Source organism: Comamonadaceae bacterium M7527, from assembly GCA_021044545.1.
Taxonomy (GTDB): domain Bacteria; phylum Pseudomonadota; class Gammaproteobacteria; order Burkholderiales; family Burkholderiaceae_C; genus RS62.
The window spans coordinates 1,616,974-1,640,392 of the sequence record CP087990.1; the positions used below are offsets into that span (position 1 = coordinate 1,616,974).

Annotated in this window: 19 protein-coding genes and 2 pseudogenes; 10 read left to right on the top strand and 11 right to left on the bottom strand. The window is 56.3% G+C overall.

Annotation, left to right across the window (positions count from 1 at the left end; all coding sequences use genetic code 11):
- The first annotated feature begins 9 nt into the window (after window positions 1-9).
- From LN050_07880 to LN050_07900, 5 genes and pseudogenes are all read left to right on the top strand, one after another.
- Window positions 10-939, top strand: a complete 930-nt coding sequence (locus LN050_07880; protein UFS55719.1) for a branched-chain amino acid ABC transporter permease — start codon at window positions 10-12, stop codon at window positions 937-939.
- Window positions 940-977: 38 nt separating this feature from the next.
- Window positions 978-2,052, top strand: a pseudogene (locus LN050_07885) (branched-chain amino acid ABC transporter permease).
- A gap of 117 nt (window positions 2,053-2,169) precedes the next feature.
- Entirely contained in the window at window positions 2,170-3,498 is a 1,329-nt protein-coding gene (locus LN050_07890; GenBank protein UFS55720.1) for an ABC transporter substrate-binding protein, read from the top strand.
- A 145-nt stretch (window positions 3,499-3,643) separates the two neighbouring features.
- Complete coding sequence (locus tag LN050_07895; protein ID UFS55721.1) at window positions 3,644-4,474, top strand: ABC transporter ATP-binding protein; 831 nt, start codon at window positions 3,644-3,646, stop codon at window positions 4,472-4,474.
- Window positions 4,475-4,512: 38 nt separating this feature from the next.
- Window positions 4,513-5,781 carry an AMP-binding protein gene (locus LN050_07900; GenBank protein ID UFS55722.1) on the top strand — a complete coding sequence of 423 codons (1,269 nt, stop codon included), beginning with the start codon at window positions 4,513-4,515 and terminating at the stop codon, window positions 5,779-5,781.
- Window positions 5,782-5,795: 14 nt separating this feature from the next.
- Here the strand turns inward: LN050_07900 and gshB are convergent, their stop codons facing one another.
- The 9 genes from gshB to apbC all read right to left on the bottom strand — a co-directional run bounded on the left by gshB (window position 5,796) and on the right by apbC (window position 14,632).
- Window positions 5,796-6,788, bottom strand: a complete 993-nt coding sequence (gene gshB, locus LN050_07905) for a glutathione synthase (protein ID UFS55723.1) — start codon at window positions 6,786-6,788, stop codon at window positions 5,796-5,798.
- A gap of 47 nt (window positions 6,789-6,835) precedes the next feature.
- Window positions 6,836-8,119, bottom strand: a complete 1,284-nt coding sequence (locus tag LN050_07910) for a molybdopterin molybdotransferase MoeA (protein ID UFS55724.1) — start codon at window positions 8,117-8,119, stop codon at window positions 6,836-6,838.
- 75 nt (window positions 8,120-8,194) lie between these two features.
- Window positions 8,195-9,052, bottom strand: a complete 858-nt coding sequence (locus LN050_07915) for a formate dehydrogenase accessory sulfurtransferase FdhD (protein UFS55725.1) — start codon at window positions 9,050-9,052, stop codon at window positions 8,195-8,197.
- A gap of 4 nt (window positions 9,053-9,056) precedes the next feature.
- A complete protein-coding gene (gene mobA / locus LN050_07920) occupies window positions 9,057-9,659 on the bottom strand; it encodes a molybdenum cofactor guanylyltransferase MobA (GenBank protein ID UFS55726.1) in 603 nt (200 codons plus the stop codon).
- A complete protein-coding gene (locus tag LN050_07925; GenBank protein UFS55727.1) occupies window positions 9,589-10,341 on the bottom strand; it encodes a molecular chaperone TorD family protein in 753 nt (250 codons plus the stop codon). The genes mobA and LN050_07925 overlap by 71 nt, the downstream gene beginning before the upstream one ends.
- The gene (locus LN050_07930) at window positions 10,341-12,425 is read right to left on the bottom strand and encodes a 4Fe-4S dicluster domain-containing protein (GenBank protein UFS55728.1); all 2,085 of its coding nucleotides are present in this window, start codon (window positions 12,423-12,425) and stop codon (window positions 10,341-10,343) included. The genes LN050_07925 and LN050_07930 overlap by 1 nt, the downstream gene beginning before the upstream one ends.
- On the bottom strand, window positions 12,422-13,072 hold the full coding sequence (locus tag LN050_07935) for a DUF3306 domain-containing protein (GenBank protein ID UFS55729.1): 651 nt from the start codon (window positions 13,070-13,072) through the stop codon (window positions 12,422-12,424). Before LN050_07935 ends, LN050_07930 begins: the two co-directional genes overlap by 4 nt.
- Complete coding sequence (locus LN050_07940) at window positions 13,065-13,556, bottom strand: DUF3305 domain-containing protein (GenBank protein UFS55730.1); 492 nt, start codon at window positions 13,554-13,556, stop codon at window positions 13,065-13,067. The genes LN050_07935 and LN050_07940 overlap by 8 nt, the downstream gene beginning before the upstream one ends.
- On the bottom strand, window positions 13,553-14,632 hold the full coding sequence (apbC, locus tag LN050_07945; protein ID UFS55731.1) for an iron-sulfur cluster carrier protein ApbC: 1,080 nt from the start codon (window positions 14,630-14,632) through the stop codon (window positions 13,553-13,555). The genes LN050_07940 and apbC overlap by 4 nt, the downstream gene beginning before the upstream one ends.
- Before the next feature lie 217 nt (window positions 14,633-14,849).
- On the opposite strand from apbC, the gene LN050_07950 reads away from it, so the two are divergent.
- From LN050_07950 to LN050_07970, 5 genes and pseudogenes are all read left to right on the top strand, one after another.
- Window positions 14,850-15,041 carry a formate dehydrogenase gene (locus tag LN050_07950; GenBank protein UFS55732.1) on the top strand — a complete coding sequence of 64 codons (192 nt, stop codon included), beginning with the start codon at window positions 14,850-14,852 and terminating at the stop codon, window positions 15,039-15,041.
- A gap of 45 nt (window positions 15,042-15,086) precedes the next feature.
- Window positions 15,087-18,059 (top strand): formate dehydrogenase subunit alpha, encoded by a 2,973-nt coding sequence (locus LN050_07955; GenBank protein ID UFS55733.1) that lies wholly within the window; start codon window positions 15,087-15,089, stop codon window positions 18,057-18,059.
- 16 nt (window positions 18,060-18,075) lie between these two features.
- Window positions 18,076-18,691, top strand: a pseudogene (gene fdh3B / locus LN050_07960) (formate dehydrogenase FDH3 subunit beta).
- Window positions 18,692-18,706: 15 nt separating this feature from the next.
- On the top strand, window positions 18,707-18,934 hold the full coding sequence (locus LN050_07965) for a hypothetical protein (protein ID UFS55734.1): 228 nt from the start codon (window positions 18,707-18,709) through the stop codon (window positions 18,932-18,934).
- The gene (locus LN050_07970) at window positions 18,931-19,929 is read left to right on the top strand and encodes a formate dehydrogenase subunit gamma (GenBank protein UFS55735.1); all 999 of its coding nucleotides are present in this window, start codon (window positions 18,931-18,933) and stop codon (window positions 19,927-19,929) included. The genes LN050_07965 and LN050_07970 overlap by 4 nt, the downstream gene beginning before the upstream one ends.
- A gap of 130 nt (window positions 19,930-20,059) precedes the next feature.
- On the opposite strand, the gene LN050_07975 is transcribed toward LN050_07970, so the two are convergent.
- On the bottom strand, window positions 20,060-21,934 hold the full coding sequence (locus LN050_07975; GenBank protein UFS55736.1) for a potassium transporter Kup: 1,875 nt from the start codon (window positions 21,932-21,934) through the stop codon (window positions 20,060-20,062).
- A 155-nt stretch (window positions 21,935-22,089) separates the two neighbouring features.
- A complete protein-coding gene (gshA, locus tag LN050_07980; GenBank protein ID UFS55737.1) occupies window positions 22,090-23,385 on the bottom strand; it encodes a glutamate--cysteine ligase in 1,296 nt (431 codons plus the stop codon).
- Between the last annotated feature and the right edge of the window lie 34 nt (window positions 23,386-23,419).

The following is a 23,419-nucleotide window of genomic DNA, read 5'->3' on the forward strand; positions in this document are numbered from 1 at the left end:
TGAATCATCATGGCATTCTTTCTAGAAACACTATTTGGCGGCCTTATGGCTGGCATGCTTTATTCGCTTGTGGCGCTGGGCTTTGTGCTCATCTTTAAAGCATCAGGCGTATTCAACTTTGCGCAAGGCGCCATGGTGCTGTTCGCAGCGCTGGCCATGGCGCGCTTTTCAGAGTGGATACCCAACTGGACGGGCACCGACAGCTTGCTGATTGCCAACTTGCTGGCGTTTGTGGTGGCCGCTGTGCTCATGTTCTGCATGGCATGGCTTGTTGAGCGCTTGGTGCTGCGCCACCTGGTTAACCAAGAGGGCACCACACTGCTCATGGCCACATTGGGCATCAGCTACTTTGTAGACGGTTTAGGCCAAACTTTGTTTGGCAGCGACATTTACCAGATCAACATAGGCATGCCCAAAGACCCCGTGTTTTTGCTTGAAAACACGTTTGACGGCGGTGTACTCATCAGCCAAGAGGACTTGTTTGCCGCACTCATTGCAGCTGCTTTGGTGCTGGCGCTGTCTATATTTTTCAACAAAACCAAAACGGGGCGCGCCCTGCGTGCCGTAGCTGACGATCACCAGGCTGCCCAAAGCGTTGGCATTCCGCTGAACCGCATTTGGGTCATCGTGTGGTGCGTCGCTGGCATTGTGGCCCTGGTCGCCGGCATGATTTGGGGCTCAAAGCTGGGTGTGCAGTTTTCGCTGACCACAGTGGCCTTGCGTGCGTTGCCAGTGATTATTTTGGGCGGTCTGACCTCTGTGCCAGGCGCCATTATTGGCGGTCTCATCATTGGTGTCGGCGAGAAGTTGTCAGAGGTTTACCTGGGCCCTTACGTGGGCGGTGGTATCGAGATTTGGTTTGCCTACATGCTGGCTTTGGTGGTGTTGATGTTCCGCCCACAAGGTCTGTTCGGCGAGAAGATTATTGACCGCGTTTAACAGCGCTACACCCCGCACAACACACAGAGACTACGCACATGTTTTACAGAGAAAACGGTCAATTCAAAACCAGCTACGCAGCTGACCAGCAAATATTCACCATCGCCCAAGACAAATGGGCGGTGCTGGCCATGGTGGCCTTTGCCTTCTTCGCCGTGCCGCTCATTGCCGATGAGTACATGATGCGCGCCATTTTGATTCCCTTCCTTATCTTGGCGTTGGCCGCGGTAGGGGTGAATATTCTTGTGGGCTACTGTGGGCAAATCTCACTGGGCTCTGGCGCATTCATGGCCGTAGGTGCATATGCGGCATACAACACCTTTGTGCGGATTGAAGGCATGCCACTGATCGTGGCCATTTTGTCTGGCGGTTTTTTTGCCACCTTGGTTGGCATCGTGTTTGGCTTTCCCAGCTTGCGCGTGAAAGGCTTGTACTTGGCGGTAGCCACCTTGGCTGCACAGTTTTTTTGTGACTGGGCGTTTTTGCGCATTGGCTGGTTTACCAACAACACACCCAGCGGGTCAGTCTCGGTGTCCAACTTGCACATTTTCAACTGGAGCATTGACTCACCCGTCGATAAATACCTGTTCTGCCTGGGCGTGCTCACAGTGTTTGCATTGCTGGCCAAAAACCTGGTGCGCTCACACATTGGCCGCGAGTGGATGGCCATACGCGACATGGATGTGGCTGCATCCGTTATTGGCATTCGTCCCATGTACGCCAAGCTGTCCGCCTTTGGCGTGAGCTCCTTCATAGTAGGTGTTGCCGGCGCCATGTGGGGCTTTGTACACCTAGGCGCATGGGAGCCTGCGGCCTTCTCTATTGATCGCTCATTTCAGCTGCTATTCATGGTGATCATTGGTGGTAGGCTCCATCATGGGCAGCTTCTTTGGCGCCGCCTTTATTGTGGTGCTGCCTATTTTCTTGAACCAGTTTTTGCCGGCACTTGGCAGCTTGTTTGGCGTGGAAATTTCAACCGCTGGCGTTTCACACGCTGAGTTCATGATTTTTGGCGCACTCATTGTGTGGTTCCTGATTGTTGAGCCTCATGGCTTGGCCAAACTGTGGAGTGTGGCCAAACAAAAACTTCGGATTTGGCCTTTCCCGCACTAAGTGGTGAATCCAACTGACAATCGTTTCCCCGTGTGGTGCGGGGCTACAAAAGTGCTCACAAGGCACAGGCTTTGCACCATGCATTTTCAGCGCTTCAACCCTATAGGAGACAACCTCATGAAGCTACGACAATTCGCCCTAGCAGCCACCGTGGCCGCCGCTGGCCTGTCCAGTGCCTTGGTCACAACAGCGGCAACTGCCGCTGAGCAGTTTTTCCCGGCGCTGGTTTACCGCACTGGCCCTTACGCGCCTAACGGTGTACCGTTTGCCAACGGCTACATCGACTACCTCAAGCTCACCAATGAGCGCGGTGGCATTAACGGCGTAAAGGTCTCATTCGAAGAATGTGAAACCGGCTACGCCACAGACCGCGGTGTTGAGTGTTACGAGCGCCTGAAAGGCAAAAATGGCGGAGCCACTGTGTTCCAGCCACTGTCTACTGGTATCACGTTCGCGCTGACAGAAAAGGCGCCCAAAGACGAGATCCCACTGATCACCTCTGGCTACGGTCGTTCCGAGTCTGCTGACGGCGGTGTGTTCAAGTGGAACTTCCCACTGGTAGGCACATACTGGACAGCGGTTGACGTGTTGGTACAGCACATTGGCGCTCAAGCTGGCGGCATGGACAAGCTAAAAGGCAAGACCATTGGCTTGGTCTACCACGATAGTCCATTCGGCAAAGAAGCCATCCCAATGCTGGAGGCACGTGCTGCCATGCACGGCTTCAAGCCATTGCTGCTGCCTGTGACACACCCTGGTGTTGAGCAAAAAGCCACATGGTTGCAGGTGCGCCGTGCACGTCCAGACTACGTGTTGTTGTGGGGCTGGGGTGTGATGAACTCTACCGCCATCAAAGAAGCGCAAGCCACAGGCTACCCGCGCGACAAGATGTTTGGCGTGTGGTGGTCAGGTGCTGAGCCAGACGTGAAAGACGTTGCCGCAGGTGCCAAGGGCTACAACGCGCTGGCTTTGCAACACGGTGCAGAACCAAACGCTGCCGTAGTTAAAGAGATCTTGAGCAAGCTGCACGGCAAAGGCAACGGTACAGGTCCTAAAGAGGAAGTGGGCCAAGTGTTGTACATGCGTGGCGTTGTGGCTGCCGCCATGGCTGTAGAGGGCGTGCGCTCAGCGCAAGTCAAATACGGCAACAAGGTCATGACTGGCGCGCAAGTGCGTTGGGGCTTGGAGAACATGGACATCACTGACGCACAGATCAAAAAGCTGGGTTTTGAAGGCGTGATGAAACCAGTGTCAACCTCTTGCAAAGACCACATGGGTGCGGGCGCTGCGCGCGTGCACACATGGGACGGCACCAAGTGGGTGTTTACCTCTGACTGGTTGGAGGCCGATATGTCCATCATCAACCCCATGGTCAAAGCTGCTGCTGACAAGTACGCCGCTGAAAAAGGCTTGAAGCGTCGTCCTGCATCTGATTGCAGCTCTTGATGTCTTGAGGCGTGCATAGGTCTGGGCAGGCGTGAGTCGCCCAGACCCTTGTGCCAAATTGCTTGCTTTTTAAAAACTAAAAACGCAGGCGATTTGCCTCAAGTTTTAAGCTAACCACTATCTTGCGTTGTTGCAGAAAGACCGTATGACAACCAGCACCACCGCGGCCAACGCCGACCAAACCGTACTCAGTGTCAACGGCATTGAGGTTATTTACAACCACGTCATCTTGGTGCTCAAGGGCGTGTCGCTACAAGTTCAAAAGGGGCAGATCGCCGCTATTTTGGGCGGTAACGGCGCCGGTAGACCCACCACCTTGCGAGCCATTTCAAACCTGCTGAAAGGTGAGCGCGGCGAAGTGACCAAAGGCTCTGTTGAGCTGCGCGGTGAGCGCATTGAAAACCTCACGCCAGCTGACTTGGTCAAGCGCGGCGTGGTGCAAGTCATGGAGGGCCGCCACTGCTTTGCCCACCTGACCATTGAAGAAAACTTGCTCACTGGCTCATACACGCGCTCCGACAAAGGCGAGATTGAGGCCAACTTGGACAAGGTGTACACCTACTTCCCACGGCTCAAAACACGTCGCGGGTCGCAAGCCGCCTACACCTCAGGCGGAGAGCAGCAAATGTGTGCCATAGGACGCGCCATCATGGCCAGTCCCAGCGTGGTGTTACTAGACGAGCCGTCCATGGGCTTGGCGCCGCAAATCGTTGAAGAGGTGTTTGAAATTGTCAAAGACCTCAATCAGCGCGAAGGTGTAACGTTTTTGATTGCCGAACAAAACACCAACATGGCCCTGAAGTACTCTGACTACGGCTACATCATGGAGTCGGGGCGTATTGTGATGGATGGTGCTGCGTCTGACCTGCGCAACAACGAAGACGTGAAAGAGTTTTACCTGGGCATGGGCGGCGGTGAACGCAAGTCCTTCAAAGACGTTAAAAGCTACAAGCGCCGCAAGCGCTGGTTGGCATAACGCCGGGTACAAGTCACTCACGTCTACAAGATGCACACATGACACAAGACACACACTCAAACGCACATTACGATGCACTAGAGAGCCAAACTGCGCAACAGCGCTCTGAGCGTTTGCTAGGGCAGTTGGCACAAACAGTGGCGTATGCGCAAGCCCAGTCCGGCGCGTTTGCCGAGATTCTTGAAGGCGTAGACGCCAGTAGCGTCACGACGCTGGAGGCGCTGGCCAAACTGCCTGTGACGCGCAAGTCCGAACTGCTGGCGCGCCAACAAGCGCACAGGCACACCGATGTGTTTGGCGGGTTTTCCACATTGGCCTACGGCCAGGGCATGCCCCATGTGTTTGCCAGCCCCGGCACCATTTACGAGCCAGAAGGCACTGCTACAGACTACTGGCGCACGGCGCGTGCTGTGTATGCAGCAGGCTTTAGGCCGGGCGAGTTGATACACAACTGTTTCTCTTACCACTTCACGCCCGCAGGTTCCATGATGGACTGCGCTGCGCGCGCCCTTGGCTGCACGGTGTTTCCCGGAGGCATTGGCCAAACCGAGCAGCAAGTCACTGCCATGGCCGAGCTCAAGCCAGCAGGCTACATTGGCACGCCTAGTTTTTTGCGCATCATTCTTGAAAAAGCCGCAGAGATGAACGTGGCCTTGCCCAGTGTGTCCAAAGCCTTGGTCTCTGGAGAAGCCTTGCCACCGTCGCTGCGTGCGTGGTTTAAAGAGCGCGGTATTGATGTGTACCAGTGCTACGCCACTGCTGATATAGGTCTCATCGCGTATGAAACCGCCGCACTTGAAGGCATGGTGATTGACGAAGGCGTCATCGTAGAAATTGTGCGCCCCGGCACCGGCGACCCTGTGGCCCAAGGCGAAGTGGGCGAACTGGTCATCACCACACTGAACAGCGCCTACCCATTGATACGTTTCGGCACTGGCGACTTGTCCGCCGTGTTGCCAGGCAATTGCCCTACAGGGCGCACCAACATACGCATTAAAGGCTGGATGGGCAGAGCCGACCAGACCACCAAGGTGCGCGGCATGTTTGTGCACCCAGGCCAAGTGAACGATGTGATGCGCAAATTCCCATCGCTAGGTGGACGAGCAAGGTTGGTTGTAAAAGGCGAAATGGCCAATGACTCCATGGCTTTGCACGTAGAGGCCAGTGACCTGGATCACGACACACTAGAGCGCATAGGCACTGCCGTGCGCGAAGTGACCAAACTGCGCGCAGACGTCATTGCAGTGGCACCAGGCTCTTTACCCAACGACGGCAAGGTGATTGAGGACGCACGCAGCTACGAGTAACAACGGGCTTGGCACTAGCCAAGCTCGGCTTGCAATGCATCGGCAAACCGGCTTGCCACATCAAAACCCATCTGGTCTGTGATTTCTTGAAAGCAGGTTGGGCTGGTGACGTTCACTTCTGTGACCTTGTCGCCAATCACATCAAGGCCTACCAACAGCAGGCCACGCGCGTGCAAGCGTGGTGCAAACCAGTTGGCAATGGCCCAGTCTGAATCACTGAGCGGCTGCGCCACGCCTTTGCCGCCTGCAGCCAGATTGCCGCGTATTTCTGTACCTTGCGGAATACGTGCCAACGCAAACGGCACGGGTTCGCCACCTATTAGCAAGATACGTTTATCGCCGTCTTTGATGGCAGGCTGGTAGGCCTGCACCATGACGGTGGCAGCGCCATTTTGATTGAGCGTCTCGATAATTGAGCCCAAATTCATACCGTCTGCTTTCACCCTGAAGATGCCCATACCACCCATGCCGTCTAGCGGCTTCAGGATGATGTCTTGATGCAAGGCGTGGAAGTCTTTAATGGCGTGCGCGCTGCGCGTGACCAGGGTGGGTGGCGCAAAAGCGGCAAACTCCAACAAGGCCAACTTCTCGGGGTGGTTGCGCAAGGCTTGTGGGTTGTTAAACACGCGCGCACCTTCACGCTGGGCTTGCTCTAGCAGGTGTGTGGCGTAGATGTATTCGGCGTCAAACGGCGGGTCTTTGCGCATGAGCACACAAGCAAAGTCGCCCAATGCACGCTGCTCGGCCAGCGCTGATTTAAACCACGTGCCTTGCTGGGCCGCTTGTGATGCAGACCATACCTCTATGGGCGTAGCCACGGCCGTAACAGGCGCAGCCGTTTGCCACTGCAAGTCTTGCACGCGGGTGTGCCAAATGCGCGCACCCCTGGCCTGCAAGGCCAACATCATCACGTAGGTGCTGTCTTTTTTTATATTGAAGGTGCTGAGCGGGTCGGCAACAAACAAGACGTCGCCGACTATGGGTGGGGTTGCAATAGAGGTAGGCATGGCCCTATTGTCGCTGGTTCGCCCCGGTTGGTTGCTGTAAGCGCGACTCAAATAAACCGATCCAACCACCATACCGTCACCCAATCACCTGCTTGCACAGACGCTTGCTCGTGACCCAACACCACCAAACAGTTGGCGCGCACCATGCCACTCAGTACGCCTGAGCCTTGGTTGGGCAGTATTTCCACCGTTTGCTGGCCATCTGCGCCTACTGAACAAAAACCGCGCTGGTACTCGGTGCGACCCGCCCGTTTGCGTATGGCAGTGGCGCTGCGTACCTGTGCAGTCGGCAAACTGGTAACGGCGCTGCCCATCAGCGTTTGCAAGGCGGGTCTTACAAAGGCTAAAAACGTCACCATCACCGCCACCGGGTTGCCGGGCAAACCAAACACGGGGCAGCCATTGATGCGTCCCACGGCCATAGGTCTGCCAGGGCGCATGGCCACGCGCCAAAACACCACGTCGCCCAGTTGGCGCATCATGGCCTTGGTGTGGTCTGCCTCGCCGACACTGACGCCACCACTGCTAATGACCATGTCGGCCTGGCTAGCCGCTTGTTTGAAAGCCTGCTCCAACAACACCGGATCATCAGGCACAACGCCCATGTCTATGGGCTGCGCGCCCCAGCTGCGCAACAAGGACAAGATCACCCACCGGTTGCTGTCAAACACCGCGCCTTCGCGCGGTGCGTCGCCCAAGCTCAATATCTCACTGCCAGTAGAGAAATAGGCCACACGGGGACGCCGCACAACTGTGACCGTGGCAATGCCCAAACTGGCCAACAAACCAATGGCGGCGCTGTTCAGCAAGAACCCTTCTTGCAGCGCTACACCACCTTGCGCGAGGTCTTCCCCGGTCAATCGGCGGTTATCGCCAAGGCGCAAGCCGCCACCATTGAGCAGCACGCTATCGCCATCTCGCGTGCATAATTCTGAAGGCACCACCGTGTCAGCACCCGCAGGCATAGGGGCACCCGTCATGATGTGCACACACTCGCCGTCCAACAGTGTTTTGCCGCTGCTGGTTGTCGCGCCCGCCAAGACTTGCGCAACCACTTGCAAACGCATGGCCGATGCGCCGTCCCACTGACCGAAGGCAAACGCATAACCGTCCATAGCCGAGTTATCGTTGGGCGGCACACTTATAGGGGACACCACGTCCAGCGCCAACACGCGTCCAGACGCTTCGCCAATGGGTAACACCTCAAACTGGTCGGGCTTGCTGCGCAGTGACTCAACCAACGAACAAGCGATATCCACCACGTCGTTGACGTGCACAGACTGGGGGTCGTAGCCCGCCAGCTCTGCCGTGATGTCAGCCAATGACTTCATACCTCACCTTTTAAACAATAGGCACAAGCGACTACAACGCTGCCTCGAAACATAGCGTGATCGCTAGCGTAGAGTCTAGTGGGCTTCGCCCATTAAATCGATGACTGCTGGGTTGCTGGTGTCGCTGTTGCGCACGATGCGCTGCGCACCGTGGTAGACCAAAAAGTGCTGGCCGGAACAGCGCCCTACCAAGGTCAGGCCCACGCGCTTGGCCATCTCCAGGCCCATGTTGGTCACGCCTGAGCGCGACAACAAGAACGGGATACCCATTTGCGCACCCTTGACCACCATCTCTGACGTTAAACGCCCGGTGGTGTAAAACACCAAACCGTCCAGACTGGTGTTGTTAAGCCACATCCAACCGGCGATGGCGTCTACCGCGTTGTGTCGGCCAACGTCTTCCACAAATATCAGCAGCGCAGAGCCGCGAAACAAACCGCAGCCGTGCACTGAGCCAGCCTGCTTGTACACAGAAGGCTGCGTACGAATGGCACCCACCACCTCTACCAGGGTGTCTTGCCTCAGGCGCGCATGCGGGTCAAGCTGCAAACTGTCCAGGTCTGACAACACATCACCAAACATGGACCCTTGGCCACAGCCCGTCGTAACTGTGCGCTGCTTTTGTGACTCATTCCAGGCGGCCAAGGCCTCGGGCGTCGCCGTTACAGCGACGGCCTCTACGTCCCAGTCCACTTGCACGCTGATCACGTCTTCCAACGACTTAATCAGACGTTGGTTGCGCAGCCAGCCCAACACCAAGGCCTCGGGCTCACCGCCCAAGGTCATGAGCGTAACCAACTCTTGCTTGTTTAAAAAAATGGTGAGCGCGCGCTCGCCAGGAATGTGAATGCGCTTGGTACGACCAGCCTCATCGATCACCTCAACCTCGGTGACCAGGGGCACGCTTGCGTTGCTTAATAAAGGGCGGTACATGGTTTTACTGCTCACTTTGTTCCAGCTGGTGCATGTCAGCCAAGGTGTTGGCATTGAAGAACGCACGCGCATCGTCAAACGGCACCTCCAAAGCACCCAGCGGCTTGGTCCATGCGTCAATTTTGCGTCCACCGTTTTGCATGTAAACCATCAGGTTTTCACTCAGCTCGTTGCGCAGCAACAAAAACACTGGGTGTGTTTGCACCCGTCCATCAGCCTCGTGGGTACACGGCATGGCCGCGGGCGCATCAACGGCCTCAGCAGCCTCTACCAGGCGCTGCACCAAATCGGTTGGCAAATGCGGTACATCACAGGGCACCACCATCATCCAGTCTGTGGTGCAGTAGGGAAAACCAGCCGCCATGCCCGCCAGAGGTCCTTGAAAGTCACCACTCACATCGGGCACCACCGTGCGGCCAAAGCCCTCGTATGCACCCAAGTTGCGATTGGCATTTATCACCACGTCTTGCACTTGCGGCGACAAGCGCCACAGCACATGCATGGCCATGGGCATACCACGCAAAGGCTGCAAACCTTTATCTTGGCCGCCCATGCGACTGCCTCTGCCGCCCGCCAGAATCAGGCCTGTTACACGGTCGGCAATCATGGCTGTTGCGCAGCGTCCAGGCTGGCACTGAAGATATCAAAAGCTTGTTGCTCAACCGCCAAAAAGGCACTGGCAAAACCGGCAACCGCGCCGTAGACCTTGGCCCGGGGCTGAGCTTGCAGGGCTTCACACAATGCCTGCGCCCAGGCTGAAAGTAGGCAGCAAAAAACCGCTGCTGCTCGCCCAACATGTTGCCCGTGGCGTCGGGCGCAGCAATCAAGTAGCGCATGATTTCGCACAAGGCCGCAAAGTGGTCTTCACTTTGCACTTTGTCCAAGCTGGTCTCCAGACCTAAGCGCGCCAAGTCTGTGCGCAGCTCCACCAAAATGGCCTGGTTCATTGATCCGCCGGTATAAACCGAGGCGTGCAAGGCCACCAAAGGCTTGCCCACGGCAACAAACAAAGCATCAAACTCATCTGCTGCCTCATGCGGGTTGGCGCGCGAAACCGCATCTATCAGTGCGCGCCATGCATTGGCCAAGTCACTATGGTCCGCCTGATCAATGGCAGGGCTGGCAGCCAAACGATTGAACAAGTCGTCTGTGGGCGCTTGCATAAACCACTCCGCCAGCAAGCCGTAGGTGTCGGCGCGGGCCAAGTCTTCATCGCTGTCACCGTGGTCAGACGCCACACTCTTGGGCACAAATGCCACTTTTTTTCCGGCGCTATCCGAATGAGCCATTACGCTTTCTCCATCATATCCACAACGCGGCAGTCGCCGCACATACTGAGGCGATTGATCGCGTCTCCGGTAAAAGCTGGGTGGCCGCCCACGCGCGCCAACATGGTTTTCATCACGGCCTGTGTCGCAAACGGCTTGCGGCAACGCACGCAATGAAAGGGCTGGCTCAAGTGCAAGGTTTGCTCGGTGCGGCGCTGCTCAACGCTGCTCAGACGAGGGGCCAGCGTGAGCGCATTTTCGGGACATGTGCTCACGCACAAGCCACACTGCACACAGTCACGCTCCAACAAGCTCAGTAACGGCGTGTCGCCGCCATCTTTCAGTGCTGACTGCGGGCACGCACCAACACAAGACATACACAAAGTGCAACTGTCTTTGTTGATGGCAAGACCACCCAAAGGCGCACCTTGTGGCAACGCCACCGGTAACGCCGCGGGCGCGCACTGGTCATCGGCCTTGGCGTGGTTCAGCAAGTGCTCAACAGCCGCCTCAAGCGCATGGCGCTTGTCTTTGCCCACCGAGAACGTGGCGCGCACTGCCACCAGGGGCGCACGCGCTGGTGCCTGTTGCAAGGCAGCGTCAAGCGCATCTGGCGAACTGGCCTCAACAATGGCAATGCGGTCTGCATGGCCGCCTACGGCTTGCACCACGCCACGCACCCAGTTCACTTGTTCTAACAAGGCTGTGCGGTAGGTGCTGGCCTCTTCGCCGCTGAGCAAGATAAGCACGCGCGATGCGCCATACGCCAGGGCGGCCAACCACAGCTCCGGCCCAACTGAGGCGGCATGATGAACCGACAGCGGCATCACCCGTGCCGGCAAGCCTTTGGCTTTGCCAGCCACAGCCAGCGCGCCCAAACGGTTGATCAACGCTGTGCCGCCCACGCTATCGTCTGCGCTGTGCAGCAACACCTCGGGCTGATCCAGGCCGGCATCGGTAGCTGTGCCAATGAGTGTTCTGAGTGCGCGCGATTGATAGTCTGCACCGGGGTAGGCATAGCGCATGGCACCGCTAGGGCACACGGTGCTGCATGCGCCACAACCCATACACAAATTGGGGTTGACCTCAACACGGCCTTTGCCGCCTGACAGCACCGACGAAATCGCCTGTGTAGAACACACATCAATACATTGACGGCAGCCCACAGTGTTGTTGCGCCCGTGAGAACAAATAGACGCTTCGTAGTTGAAGTAACGCGGCTTTTCAAAGTTGCCCACCCACTGGCTTAACTCGGCCAAAGCCTCCAAGCCCAACGCTTGGGTCACAGCGTGCTTGTAGCCAGGCGGTGTGTCCAGCGCGGGTAACGCGGGCTTGTCGCTGAGATCAAGTACCAAATCTACGGTTTGCTCGCGCGTCTCGTCTTTGCGGTCAAAACGAATGGCACCCACGCGCTCACACGCCACTTCACAAGCGCCAGAGCGGTCGCATACGTCGGCTTTAATTTGAAACAAACTGGTGATCGCGCCTGTTGGGCAGGCCGCCACACACGCATGGCAGCGCGTGCAAAGCTCCAAATCGATGGGGTTGGCTTGTTGCCACGACACCTCGTATCGGCCCAAGTAGCCCTTGATGGCCACACTCGCGCCACTAAGCCAAGCCACACCTGGCAACAACGGCAAGTCGGCATCAGCGTGCGTGATCAAGGCGCTTACTTCCAATTCGCTGTACCGTTTTTGCGCAGTTTGCGCCAACGCCACCACCTTTGATGCGGGCCCTACCAGCATGATTCGCCCGTTGCTGACGTACTCAATCGACGGCACGGGGTCTGGATCAGGCAGCGCAGCTACGGCCAACAAGGCCTTGGTCTTGGCACCGGTTAACGCCCGCTCAGACGACCAACCGGCTGTTTCACGAATATTGACAAAACGCAGTGGCGCGTAAGCCGGCGGGTCTGCAAATTGAGCCGCGCTGTTAAACAGCGCTTGCTCTTGCGTACAGGCCACCAGCACGGGCTCTTGGCCTTGCGCGGCCTTTAAGAAGTGACCCATCTCGTGGCGGCACAAAGCGGTGTGAACGGTTTCACCAAGCTCGGCTTTGCCGGGCGACATGGTGGCGTTGCAAGAACACAAAAGGGTTTTGGTCATGGGGGGGCTTGCCTGTGGGTTGTCTCACCCTCGTCGGGGTCTGTATCAGCGGGTTGCTCAGCATCAGTGGTGCCTTGCACATGGTCAGCCCGCACTGGTTGGTCGTTATGCGGCTGGTCGTTGTTGTTATCTTGTGAACTGGCTACACCATCGCTGGCGGCTTGGGCTTGTGCAGCGGCCTTTGCTTTCGCCTCAGCCTCGGCCTGCACTTTCCAGGGTGGGTCTTCAAACAGATACAGGTCTTTGGATTGCTGAAGCTTGCTCACCTCCAGCTTGGTCATGGTCGCCATTTTGCTGTAGTCCTCAACGTAGTCATCCATCTCGCTGATGACGTTGTAGGCTGGGTCTGCAAACAGCTTTTTCAGAGCAGCGCCTTTGACGGCCTCGGACACGCCGTCGCGCAGAAAACGACTGACGTTGGCCCCCACTTCTAAAGACGCCGTGTCCTCGAGGGTAGGCATGGGCTGGTCTGCTGGAGCAGCCTCCTCGCCAACGACCAGGGGTTTGGTGTCTTCGCCTTCGCCAGTGAGCGCGGGGCGGGTGGGCGCGAGGGGCGTGGATTTAGTGGTTGCCTGGTCTCGCGCTTGGTCCAGGTCACGCTGAAGTGACTTTTGACGCGACCACCTGCTGAAAAAAGAATCACTCACCAGAACGGCCCGTGTTGATGCGATCGCCAGGCGTTACAAAAGACGCAGGACGCCGGCGTTTGCGTGGCTCAGACTTGAAGTGCTGCTGGGCAAAGTCTGCCAGCCATCGGGCAGTGGCGTCATCAGTGGGCAGATTTTCCACGGTCTCGCCTGCATCCAGTATGCGCCCCGCCTCGTTGTAGCTAAGCGTTACAAACCGAATGTCGGGCCTGGCGTCTTGGCCTAGCGCATCGTCTAGCCGGTAATGCACAAACCACGCCGGATGCGGCGCGGTGCAATTGAGGTAGTAACCGTCGGCCTCATCTTCAAACAGGGTCACTTCGGTTTGCGCCCATTCGTGTTCCTCAGTACTGGCGGGCAGCGGTGTACCAGGAGCCACACTAAAAACCTGGCTCAGCTGCCAACGAAACGGCACCCAAGGGTGAGACTGCGCAATTTTGGATACGCAAACCTGCACATTGCAAATAGCACGCGCCAAGGTCATGTTTTTTGCACCACAATTTTAGGGAACTTGCCGCTCATGTCTTTGGCCAGCTTGGCCACAGCCACAGACACCTTGCGCGCCATTGCCAAATACATGGCACTCACATCGCCGTCGGGGTCAGACACCATGGTCGGGCGGCCGTCATCTGCGTCACGGCGAATGCGCATGTCTAGCGGCAAACTCGCCAGCACCGGCACGTTGAAGTCTTTGGCCATGGTTTGTGCACCGCCGCTGCCAAAAATATGCTCTATGTGTCCGCAATTGGTGCACTGGTGTTGCGCCATGTTCTCCACCAGGCCCAACACCGGCACAGACACTTTCTCAAACATGCGCAAGCCTTTGCGCGCATCCATCAATGCCACCTCTTGCGGCGTGGTCACAATCACCGCGCCAGTGATGGGCACGCGCTGTGACAACGTGAGGTGAATGTCACCAGTGCCTGGTGGCAAGTCAATCAGCAAGTAGTCCAGGTCGCGCCATTTGGTTTGACGTAACAGTTGCTCCAAAGCCTGCGTCACCATTGGGCCACGCCAAATCATGGCCTCGTCCTTGTCTATCAAAAACCCGATAGAACTGGTTTGCAAACCATGGCCTTCCTTGGGTTCAATGGTCTGACCATCTTCGCTTTCTGGGCGGCCTGTAATACCCAACATGGTGGGGATACTGGGACCATATATATCAGCATCCAGCACACCTACCCGCGCTCCTTCAGCAGCCAAGGCCAACGCCAGATTCACACTGGTCGTGCTCTTGCCCACACCGCCTTTACCTGAAGCCACGGCGACGACATTGCGCACATTGCTCAAGCGCTCAACCCCATGCTGAGCCGCGTGCGAGGCTATTTCGGTATCTATCAAAACGCGTACTTCGCGCACACCCTCCAGCGGACGCAAAGCGGCGCCAACAGCTTGGCGCATGGCTGCGTGTTGCGACTTGGCCGCAAACCCATAAACCAAGCGCACCGTGGCAACACCGCCATCCAAATCACACTGTTTGACCAAGCCAGCGTCAACCACGTTGGCCTGCAAATCGTCGCATGCAACGGCCTTTAAAGCGTCACGTAAAACAGTGTTCATAGCGTTGGGGGGCCTTGGTTATGGATGTTGATTTCAAGATCAGCGACTGTAAAGCGGTTTAGGACATGTTGCGCATCTGTACGCGACAAACTTATAAAAAATGCGTTTTTATAGGTGTTTACCCTTGGCTACAAACCAGCTTGTCGCGCTAATATGCAGTTTCGTACATATGTACCACCTGTTTTGAATTCGAACACCCCTCCTGGAGCTTGTATACATGAAAACGTCCGCTTCTCGCCGTACTTTTTTTGGCGCCATGGGCGCTGCCGCATCACTGGCCGCCTTGGCAGTTGCCAAAAAACCAGTAGCAGCACCGGCTGCTGCGCCTGCGCTGGGCAAGACCGCAGCCCCCACTGGCTACCAGCTCTCAGAACACGTCAAGCGCTACTACCGCTCGACCGTAGCTTAAGTGCCCCAACTTTTCGACTCAACCCACCACTAAAGGCGAACTCCCATGAGCATCGTTAAAAAAGCTGGCTCCACCGCGCGCGTCGCGGGCGGCGGCCATTTGGTTCACAGCCTCACACGCGCAGTTGCTTCGCGCATGCCCACACTTGATCGTCGCGGCTTTTTGCGTCGCTCCGGTATTGGCGTTGGTGCAGGCTTGGCCGCCAGCCAACTAAGCCTGGTACGTCCAGCCATGGCTGCCGAGGGCGCAGCTGCCACAGACGGCAAAGGCAAGGTAGAAGTCAAACGCACCGTGTGCACACACTGCTCTGTGGGTTGCGCCATTGATGCCGTCGTCGAAAACGGCGTGTGGACACGCCATGAGCCCGTATTTGACTCGCCCATCAACTTGGGCGCTCATTGCGCCAAGGGCGCTGCCATTCGCGAGCACGGTCACGGCGACCATCGCTTGCGTTACCCCATGAAGCTGGTAAACGGCAAGTACACCCGTGTGTCATGGGATGAGGCTTTGACCGAGATCACCACGCGCATGAAAGACATTCAAACGACCAGTGGGCCAGACTCGCTGTTCATGATTGCGTCATCAAAGAGCAATAACGAGCAAGGCTATTTGCTGCGCAAGTTCATGGCGTTCATGGGCACCAACAACTGTGACCACCAAGCGCGTATCTGTCACTCCACCACCGTGGCCGGTGTAGCCAACACATGGGGCTACGGCGCCATGACCAACAGCTACAACGACATGCGCAACTCCAAGGCTGCGCTGTACATTGGCTCAAACGCTGCAGAAGCACACCCCGTTTCAATGCTGCACTTGCTGGCAGCAAAAGAGGCTGGCTGCAAGGTGATTGTGGTTGACCCGCGTTACACACGAACAGCCGCCAAGTCCGACCAGTATGTACGCTTGCGATCAGGCACTGACGTGGCATTTTTGTTTGGTCTGTGCTACCACATCTTCAAGAACGGCTGGCAAGACCAGAAGTACATTGATGACCGCGTATGGGGCATGAACGCTGTCAAAGACGAGATCATGTCCAAGTGGACACCCGAGAACGTCGAAGAAGTAACAGGCGTGCCTGAGGCTGAAATGTACCAAGCCGCACACACCCTGGCGCACAACAAGCCAGGCACTATCGTGTGGTGTATGGGCCAAACCCAGCACACCATTGGTAACAACATGACACGCGCGTCATGCATTTTGCAATTGGCGCTGGGCAACGTAGGTGTGGAAGGCGGCGGCGCCAACATTTTCCGTGGCCACGACAACGTGCAAGGCGTTACCGACCTGGGCCCCAACCCAGACTCACTGCCAGGTTACTACGGCCTGGCCGAAGGCTCCTGGAAGCATTTCTGCCGCGTGTGGGATGTCAACTTTGACGAAATGCAAGCACGTTTTGCCAAAGACATGATGGGCGCAAAAGGCACCACCGTGTCACGCTGGGTAGATGCCGTACTTGAGAACAAAGACAATATTGCACAGGCCAACCCTGTCAAAGGCTTGTTCTTCTGGGGTCATGCACCCAACTCGCAAACACGTGGCCTGGACATGAAGCGCGCCATGGATGCATTGGACTTACTGGTGGTGGTTGACCCTTACCCAACAGCCACTGCTGCCATGGCCGCCATGCAAACGGAAGGCAAGGTCAACCCCAACCGCGCCGTCTACTTGCTACCGGCATCCACTCAGTTTGAATGTTCAGGCTCAGTTACCGCATCTAACCGTTCGGTACAGTGGCGTGAAAAAGTGATCAACCCCTTGTTTGAATCACTGCCAGACCACGTGATCATGCAAGCGTTTGCCGACAAGCTGGGCTTTGGCGATGAGATGTCCAAGAACTTCAAGATGCTCAACACCGAGTTCGCCGGCAAGACATGGCGCGAACCACAAATTGAGTCCATCCTGAGCGAAATCAACAAAGGTTTGTGGACCATTGGCTACACAGGCCAAAGCCCAGACCGCCTCAAAGCGCACATGCGCAACATGCATTTGTTTGACGTGAAAACCTTGCGCGCAACCGCAGGCGTTGACAAGGAAACAGGCTACGACATTTCTGGCGACTACTTTGGCTTGCCATGGCCTTGCTGGGGCAACCCGGACATGAAGCACCCAGGCTCGCCCAACTTGTACCAGCCATCACGTCACGTGATGGACGGCGGCAGCCCATTCCGTGCACGCTTTGGCGTAGAGAAAGATGGCGAAAGTTTGCTGGCAGCCGACGGCTCCAGCACGCCAGGCGCTGATATCCAAATGGGTTACCCAGAGTTTGACCACAGCATTCTGAAGAAGCTGGGTTGGTGGGATGAGTTGACACCAGAAGAAAAAGCCGCAGCAGAGGGCAAGAACTGGAAGACAGACTTGTCTGGCGGCATGGTGCGCGTCATCATGAAAAACCATGGTTGCCACCCATATGGCAATGCGCGCGCGCGCACCATTGTGTGGAACTTCCCTGACCCCATACCAGTGCACCGTGAGCCGCTGTACGGCAACCGTCCGGACTTGATAGCCAAGTACCCAACCTACCAGGACTTTAAGACGCACTGGCGTTTGCCAACCTTGTACAAGTCGATACAAGACAAAAACGTTGCAGACAACGTGGCCGAAAACTTCCCACTGGTCATGACCTCTGGGCGCTTGGTTGAGTACGAAGGCGGCGGTGAAGAGACACGCTCCAACAAGTGGCTGGCCGAATTGCAACAAGTCAACTTTGTTGAAATTCACCCCTCCGCTGCTGCATCGCGTGGTTTGCGCGAGGGCGAGGACGTATGGCTGTCAACACCAACCGGTGCACGCATCAAGCTGCAGGCCATGCTGACCAACCGCGTACCCAAAGACACCGTGTTTGTGCCCTTCCACTTCTCAGGATGGTGGCAAGGCAAAGACATTGTTGATTCCTACCCAGAAGGCACTGCACCTATCGTGCGTGGTGAAGCGGTGAACACCGCCACCACCTATGGTTACGACTCCGTCACCATGATGCAAGAAACAAAAACCACGGTCTGCCAAGTCGCACGAGCGTAACAGGAGCACATAAGCAATGGCACAAATGAAGTTCATCTGCGACACAGAGCGTTGTATCGAATGCAACGGCTGCGTCACCGCGTGTAAAGCAGAGCACGACGTACCGTGGGGCGTGAATCGTCGCCGCGTGGTCACACTCAATGACGGCGAAGTTGGCGCTGAAAAATCAATTTCAGTCGCTTGTATGCATTGTTCTGACGCACCCTGTATGGCGGTGTGTCCCGTTCAGTGTTTTTTACAAAACCGACGAAGGCGTTGTCTTGCATGACAAAGACGTATGTATTGGCTGCGGCTACTGCTCATACGCCTGCCCGTTTGGCGCACCCCAGTTCCCTCAGTCGTCTACCTTTGGTATGCGCGGCAAAATGGACAAATGCACTTTCTGTGCAGGCGGCCCAGAGGAGAACGGCTCACAGGAAGAGTACGAAAAGTACGGCCGCAACCGCTTGTCTGAAGGCAAGCTGCCAGCCTGTGCCGAGATGTGCTCAACCAAGGCCTTGTTGGGCGGCGACGGCGATGTCATCAGCGACATTTTCCGCACACGCGTCACCATGCGCCAATCCAATGGCAAAGAAGCAGGTGCAAACCTGTTTGGTTGGGGCACCGCTTACGGCGGCAAGCCAGCGTCTTAATTCAGGATCGTCACAATGAAAAAATTCATCACACTGACGCTGGCGGCCGCAGCGCTTACGCTTGCTGGTTGCGCCGACCAGGCCGCCGGACCCAAGCCCGACCAAAAATCATCCGAGACTGCCAACAACAACTACGTGTCGCAAGACATGCAGTGGACGTCTGGTGACAAAGCCAGCTGGGAAAAAGCCATCAAACTGCGCTCACAAGGGCAAAACGACTACGTGAGGTCCAAAGCACTATGACACTCGCAACCATGTCCGCATGGGTGCGCGCTGCATTAGTCGGTGTTGTATTGGCGGTGGGGGCCGTTGGCGCCCACGCTGCTGACAACGACGCTGCAGCGCAAGTGGCGCGGGAAGCCACGCAACCCAGCAACAACGCGCCTGTATGGCGTGCCGTCAATCAGCCTGTTGAGCACTACAGCGCCATCAAAACACCGGAAGCCGGCGTCTTGATTCAGTCCAGTGGCAACGAGTGGGCCTTGTTCAGAAACGGTGTCATCACCGTTTATGGCGGCTGGCTGGTGTCGTTGGCGCTCACAGCCGTGGCCTTGATGTTTGCTGTGCGTGGCCCCATCAAACTCAAAACAGCACGCTCCGGCAAGCTGGTCAAACGCTTCACCCGGGTAGAGCGTTACGCCCACTGGTCAGTCGCCATCACTTTCATTACGCTGGCCATCACCGGTGTGATCATCCTGTGGGGCCGATACTTCTTGCTGCCGGTCGTAAGTGGCTCGCTGTATGGGCCCTTCCTGTGGTTTCTGAAAAGCGTACACAATCTGATTGGCCCGCTATTCACCATCTCAATCATTGTGATGTTTATCGTCTACGTGCGAGACAACATCCCCACCGCCAGCGATGTGCAGTGGCTGCTTAGCGGCGGTAAAAATCCGTCGCACCGCTTCAACGGCGGTGAAAAGCTGTGGTTTTGGGGTGGTGTAACCGTATTGGGCATTGTGGTGTCCACCAGCGGTTGGGTGCTCAATTCGATTGTTCCGGGGATCGACTACTTCCCTCGCGACACCATGCAATTGGCCAACATCGTGCACGGCGTTGCATCCGTGTTGTTCATTGCCATGTCTATCGGGCACATCTACATTGGCTCAGTGGGTATGGAAGGATCTTATGACGGCATGGCCTCTGGCTACGTCGATGAGAGCTGGGCCAAGGAGCACCATGCATTGTGGCTAGACGATGTTAACGCCGGCGCTGACCACCGCGGCAAGCATTCTGCCTAGCGTACTGCTTTAAGCCAATAAAAGAAAACGACCCGCAAGGGTCGTTTTTTTGCGCCCATACATGGCCAGCTGAATGCATAGAAAGCCCTCTGGTGGCGTTTGCTCAAACGTTACATGCTGAGCAAACACATTACAGCGCCACCTTGCTGCCCAGCTCCACCACCGCATTGTTGGGCAGACTTAGAAAGTCCGCTGCACCACTGGCGTTGCGGTGCATTTGCGCGAATAACTTTTCACGCCAAAACGACATCCCGCCATTCAAAGATGGCACGACGGTATCGCGTGACAAGAAGTAAGACATTTGCATAGGGTCCAGATTGCAGCCGCTGCTGCTCATCAGACTCAAGGCCTTGGGCACATCTGGCTTGTTTTTAAAGCCAAAACTCAACTCCACTTGCCAGCAATCATGGCCTAACGACTGCACACGCACGCGCTCATCCAAACCCACCCAAGGTACGCCCAGACTGTGCACAGACACAAATAGGTTTTGAGCGTGCAATACTTTATTGTGTTTGAGGTTGTGCAGCAAGGCACTGGGCACTATGCCAGCTTGAGGCGACAAAAATACAGCTGTACCCTCAACCCGTGCAGGTGGGCCGGCAAACACAGCATCTAGAAAGCTGGGCAAATCTGAGGCCTCGTCTGCTTGGCGTTTGGCCAACAACTCCCGCCCTCTGGACCACGTGACCATCAGCGTCACAATCGACGTACCAATGAGCAACGGAAACCAGCCGCCTTCAAACAACTTGAGCAAGTTTGAGGCAAAAAAGAAAAAGTCCACCACCGCAAATACGCCAGTAGCAGCCACACACAACCAAAGCGGGTAATGCCACGCATAGCGCACCACAAAGAACGTGAGCACTGTGGTGATGAGCATGTCTGTCGTAACCGCAATGCCATACGCTGATGCCAGGTTGGCCGACGACTGGAACAGTACCACGGCCAACACGATTGCGCCAAACAAGCCCCAATTCACAAACGGTATATAGACTTGCCCAGTGTCCTTGGCGCTGGTGTGCTGTATGTGCAAGCGCGGTAAAAAGCCCAACTGAATCACTTGCTTGGTCACACTGAACGCGCCGGATATCAGCGCTTGCGATGCAATCACCGTGGCCAGGGTGGCTAGGCCAATCAACGGCAACACAGCCCACTCTGGCGCCATCAGGAAGAAGGGGTTTTCAATGGCTTCAGGCTCACGCAGCAGCAACGCGCCTTGCCCCATGTAATTGAGTATCAAGGCTGGCATGACCAGGGAGAACCACGCAAGACGGATAGGCTTTTTACCAAAATGCCCCATGTCTGCATACAAGGCTTCTGCGCCCGTCACGCACAACACCAAAGCGCCCAGTATTAAAAAACTGGTCGCCGGATTAGCCGCTACAAAACCAGCAGCGTAATGAGGCGACAAGGCCCACAGCACCTCTGGGTTATGGGCAATGTGCACAACACCCAGGCCCGCAATCACAACAAACCACACCAAGGTTAGCGGGCCAAAAAACTTGCCAATGCCGCCAGTACCGCGTTTTTGCACCCAAAACAGCACAAACAAAATAGCCAATGTAAGGGGTATGACCCAATGCGATAGCGCTGGTGAAAACACCTGCAGCCCTTCAACCGCAGACAGCACGGATATGGCAGGCGTAATCACGCCGTCACCATAGAACAAAGCGGTACCAAAAATACCCACTACCAGCAACACCCGGCGCAGCTCAGGCTTGTCTTTGACAGCGGTAGAAGCCAAAGCCAACATGGCCACCAGACCACCTTCACCGTGATTGTCGGCGCGCAGTACCAGCACCACGTATTTGAACGACACAATGACAGTGAGCGTCCACACAAACAGCGACAAAATTCCCAGCACATTGTCTGGCGTGAATGCTATCTGACCGGTGGCAAAAACCTCTTTCAGCGCATACAGCACGCTGGTACCTATGTCGCCGTAAACAACGCCCAAAGCGCCAAGAGTGAGTGCGCCCAATGACGACTTGGAGTGAGAGACCGACACGCGTTTAAGACCGCGCCTAAACTTGTTTTAAGCGCTTAAGGCCTGTGGTTAACAGGGGTCAAATTGTGCGCTTATGCCGCAAGCTGCGCTAGACACCTGGCTTCTTTTTTGCCCCAAACCCGAGAAATGTTGCAGCGCAGCAACGCTGCACTTGCTCAATCGTAAACTTCGGCGTTGGGGTCTGTGGCTTCCAGCTCATAAGCAGCCGCCAACATGGCCAAGCGGCCAATAACGCCATACATGTAAAAACGGTTGGGTGCGCTGGCACCTGGCTGCACGCCAGGTTGCGCCAGGTGTGAACTTTGGTCAAAAGCCAAGGGCACAAAGCTGGCACCCGGCGCGTTGAGGTTTTCGTCAACGCCACGCTCAGCGTGTACGCGGTAAAAACCGCCCACTACGTAGCGGTCCAGCATGTAAACCACGGGCTCAGCCACCGCATCGTTGATGCGCTCGTGGGTTAGCACGCCTTCCTGAATGATGACGTCGCTCACACTTTGGCCATCTTTAATGGCACTCATTTTGTTGCGTGTCTTGCGATTGAGCACTTCCAAGTCTGCGACGTCGCGCACCGTCATGATGCCCATGCCGTAGGTGCCGTTGTCGGCCTTGACCACCACAAATGGCTTTTCATTGATGCCGTACTCTTTGTACTTGCGCTTGATCTTGGCCAGCATGCTCTCGACGTTGGTGCGCAAACAGTCCATGCCCGTACCTTCGGCAAAGTTGACTTCTCCACAACGCTCAAACATGGGGTTGATCAGCCATGGGTCCATGCCCAACAGCTTGGCAAATCGCTTGGCTACCTCTTCGTAGGCCTCAAAGTGCTTGGACTTGCGCCGCACAGACCAACCAGCATGCAACGGAGGCAACAAGTATTGTTCGTGCAGGTTCTCCAAAATAGCGGGCGTGCCAGCGCTCAAGTCGTTGTTGACCAAAATGGTGCAGGGGTCAAAGTTCTTTAAGCCCAAGCGCCTGGGCGTGCGAATCAGTGGCTCTAGCAACACAGACTCGCCGTTGGGTAGCGCCACTTCGGTGGGCTCTGTGATGTCTGGATTGAGCGTGCCCAGGCGAACGTTTAAGCCGGCTTGCGTAAAAATGCGCTGCAGCTGCACCACGTTGCTCAGGTAAAACGTATTGCGCGTGTGATTCTCTGGAATCAACAGCAGGTTTTTAGCCTCCGGACAAATCTTCTCGATAGCCGCCATGGCTGCTTGTACCGCCAGCGGCAGCATTTCCGGCGTGAGGTTGTTCCAGCCGCCTGGGTACAAATTGGTGTCAACCGGTGCCAGCTTGAAGCCTGCATTGCGCACGTCTACAGATGAGTAAAACGGGGGCGTGTGCTCCATCCACTCCAGACGAAACCAGCGCTCAATCGCCGGCATGGACTCCAAAATACGCTGCTCCAACTCGTTGATGGGGCCGTTAAGGGCTGTGACTAGGTGGGGGACCATAAAACGCTCGCTTGTGTGTTGGGGTGCAGTGTGC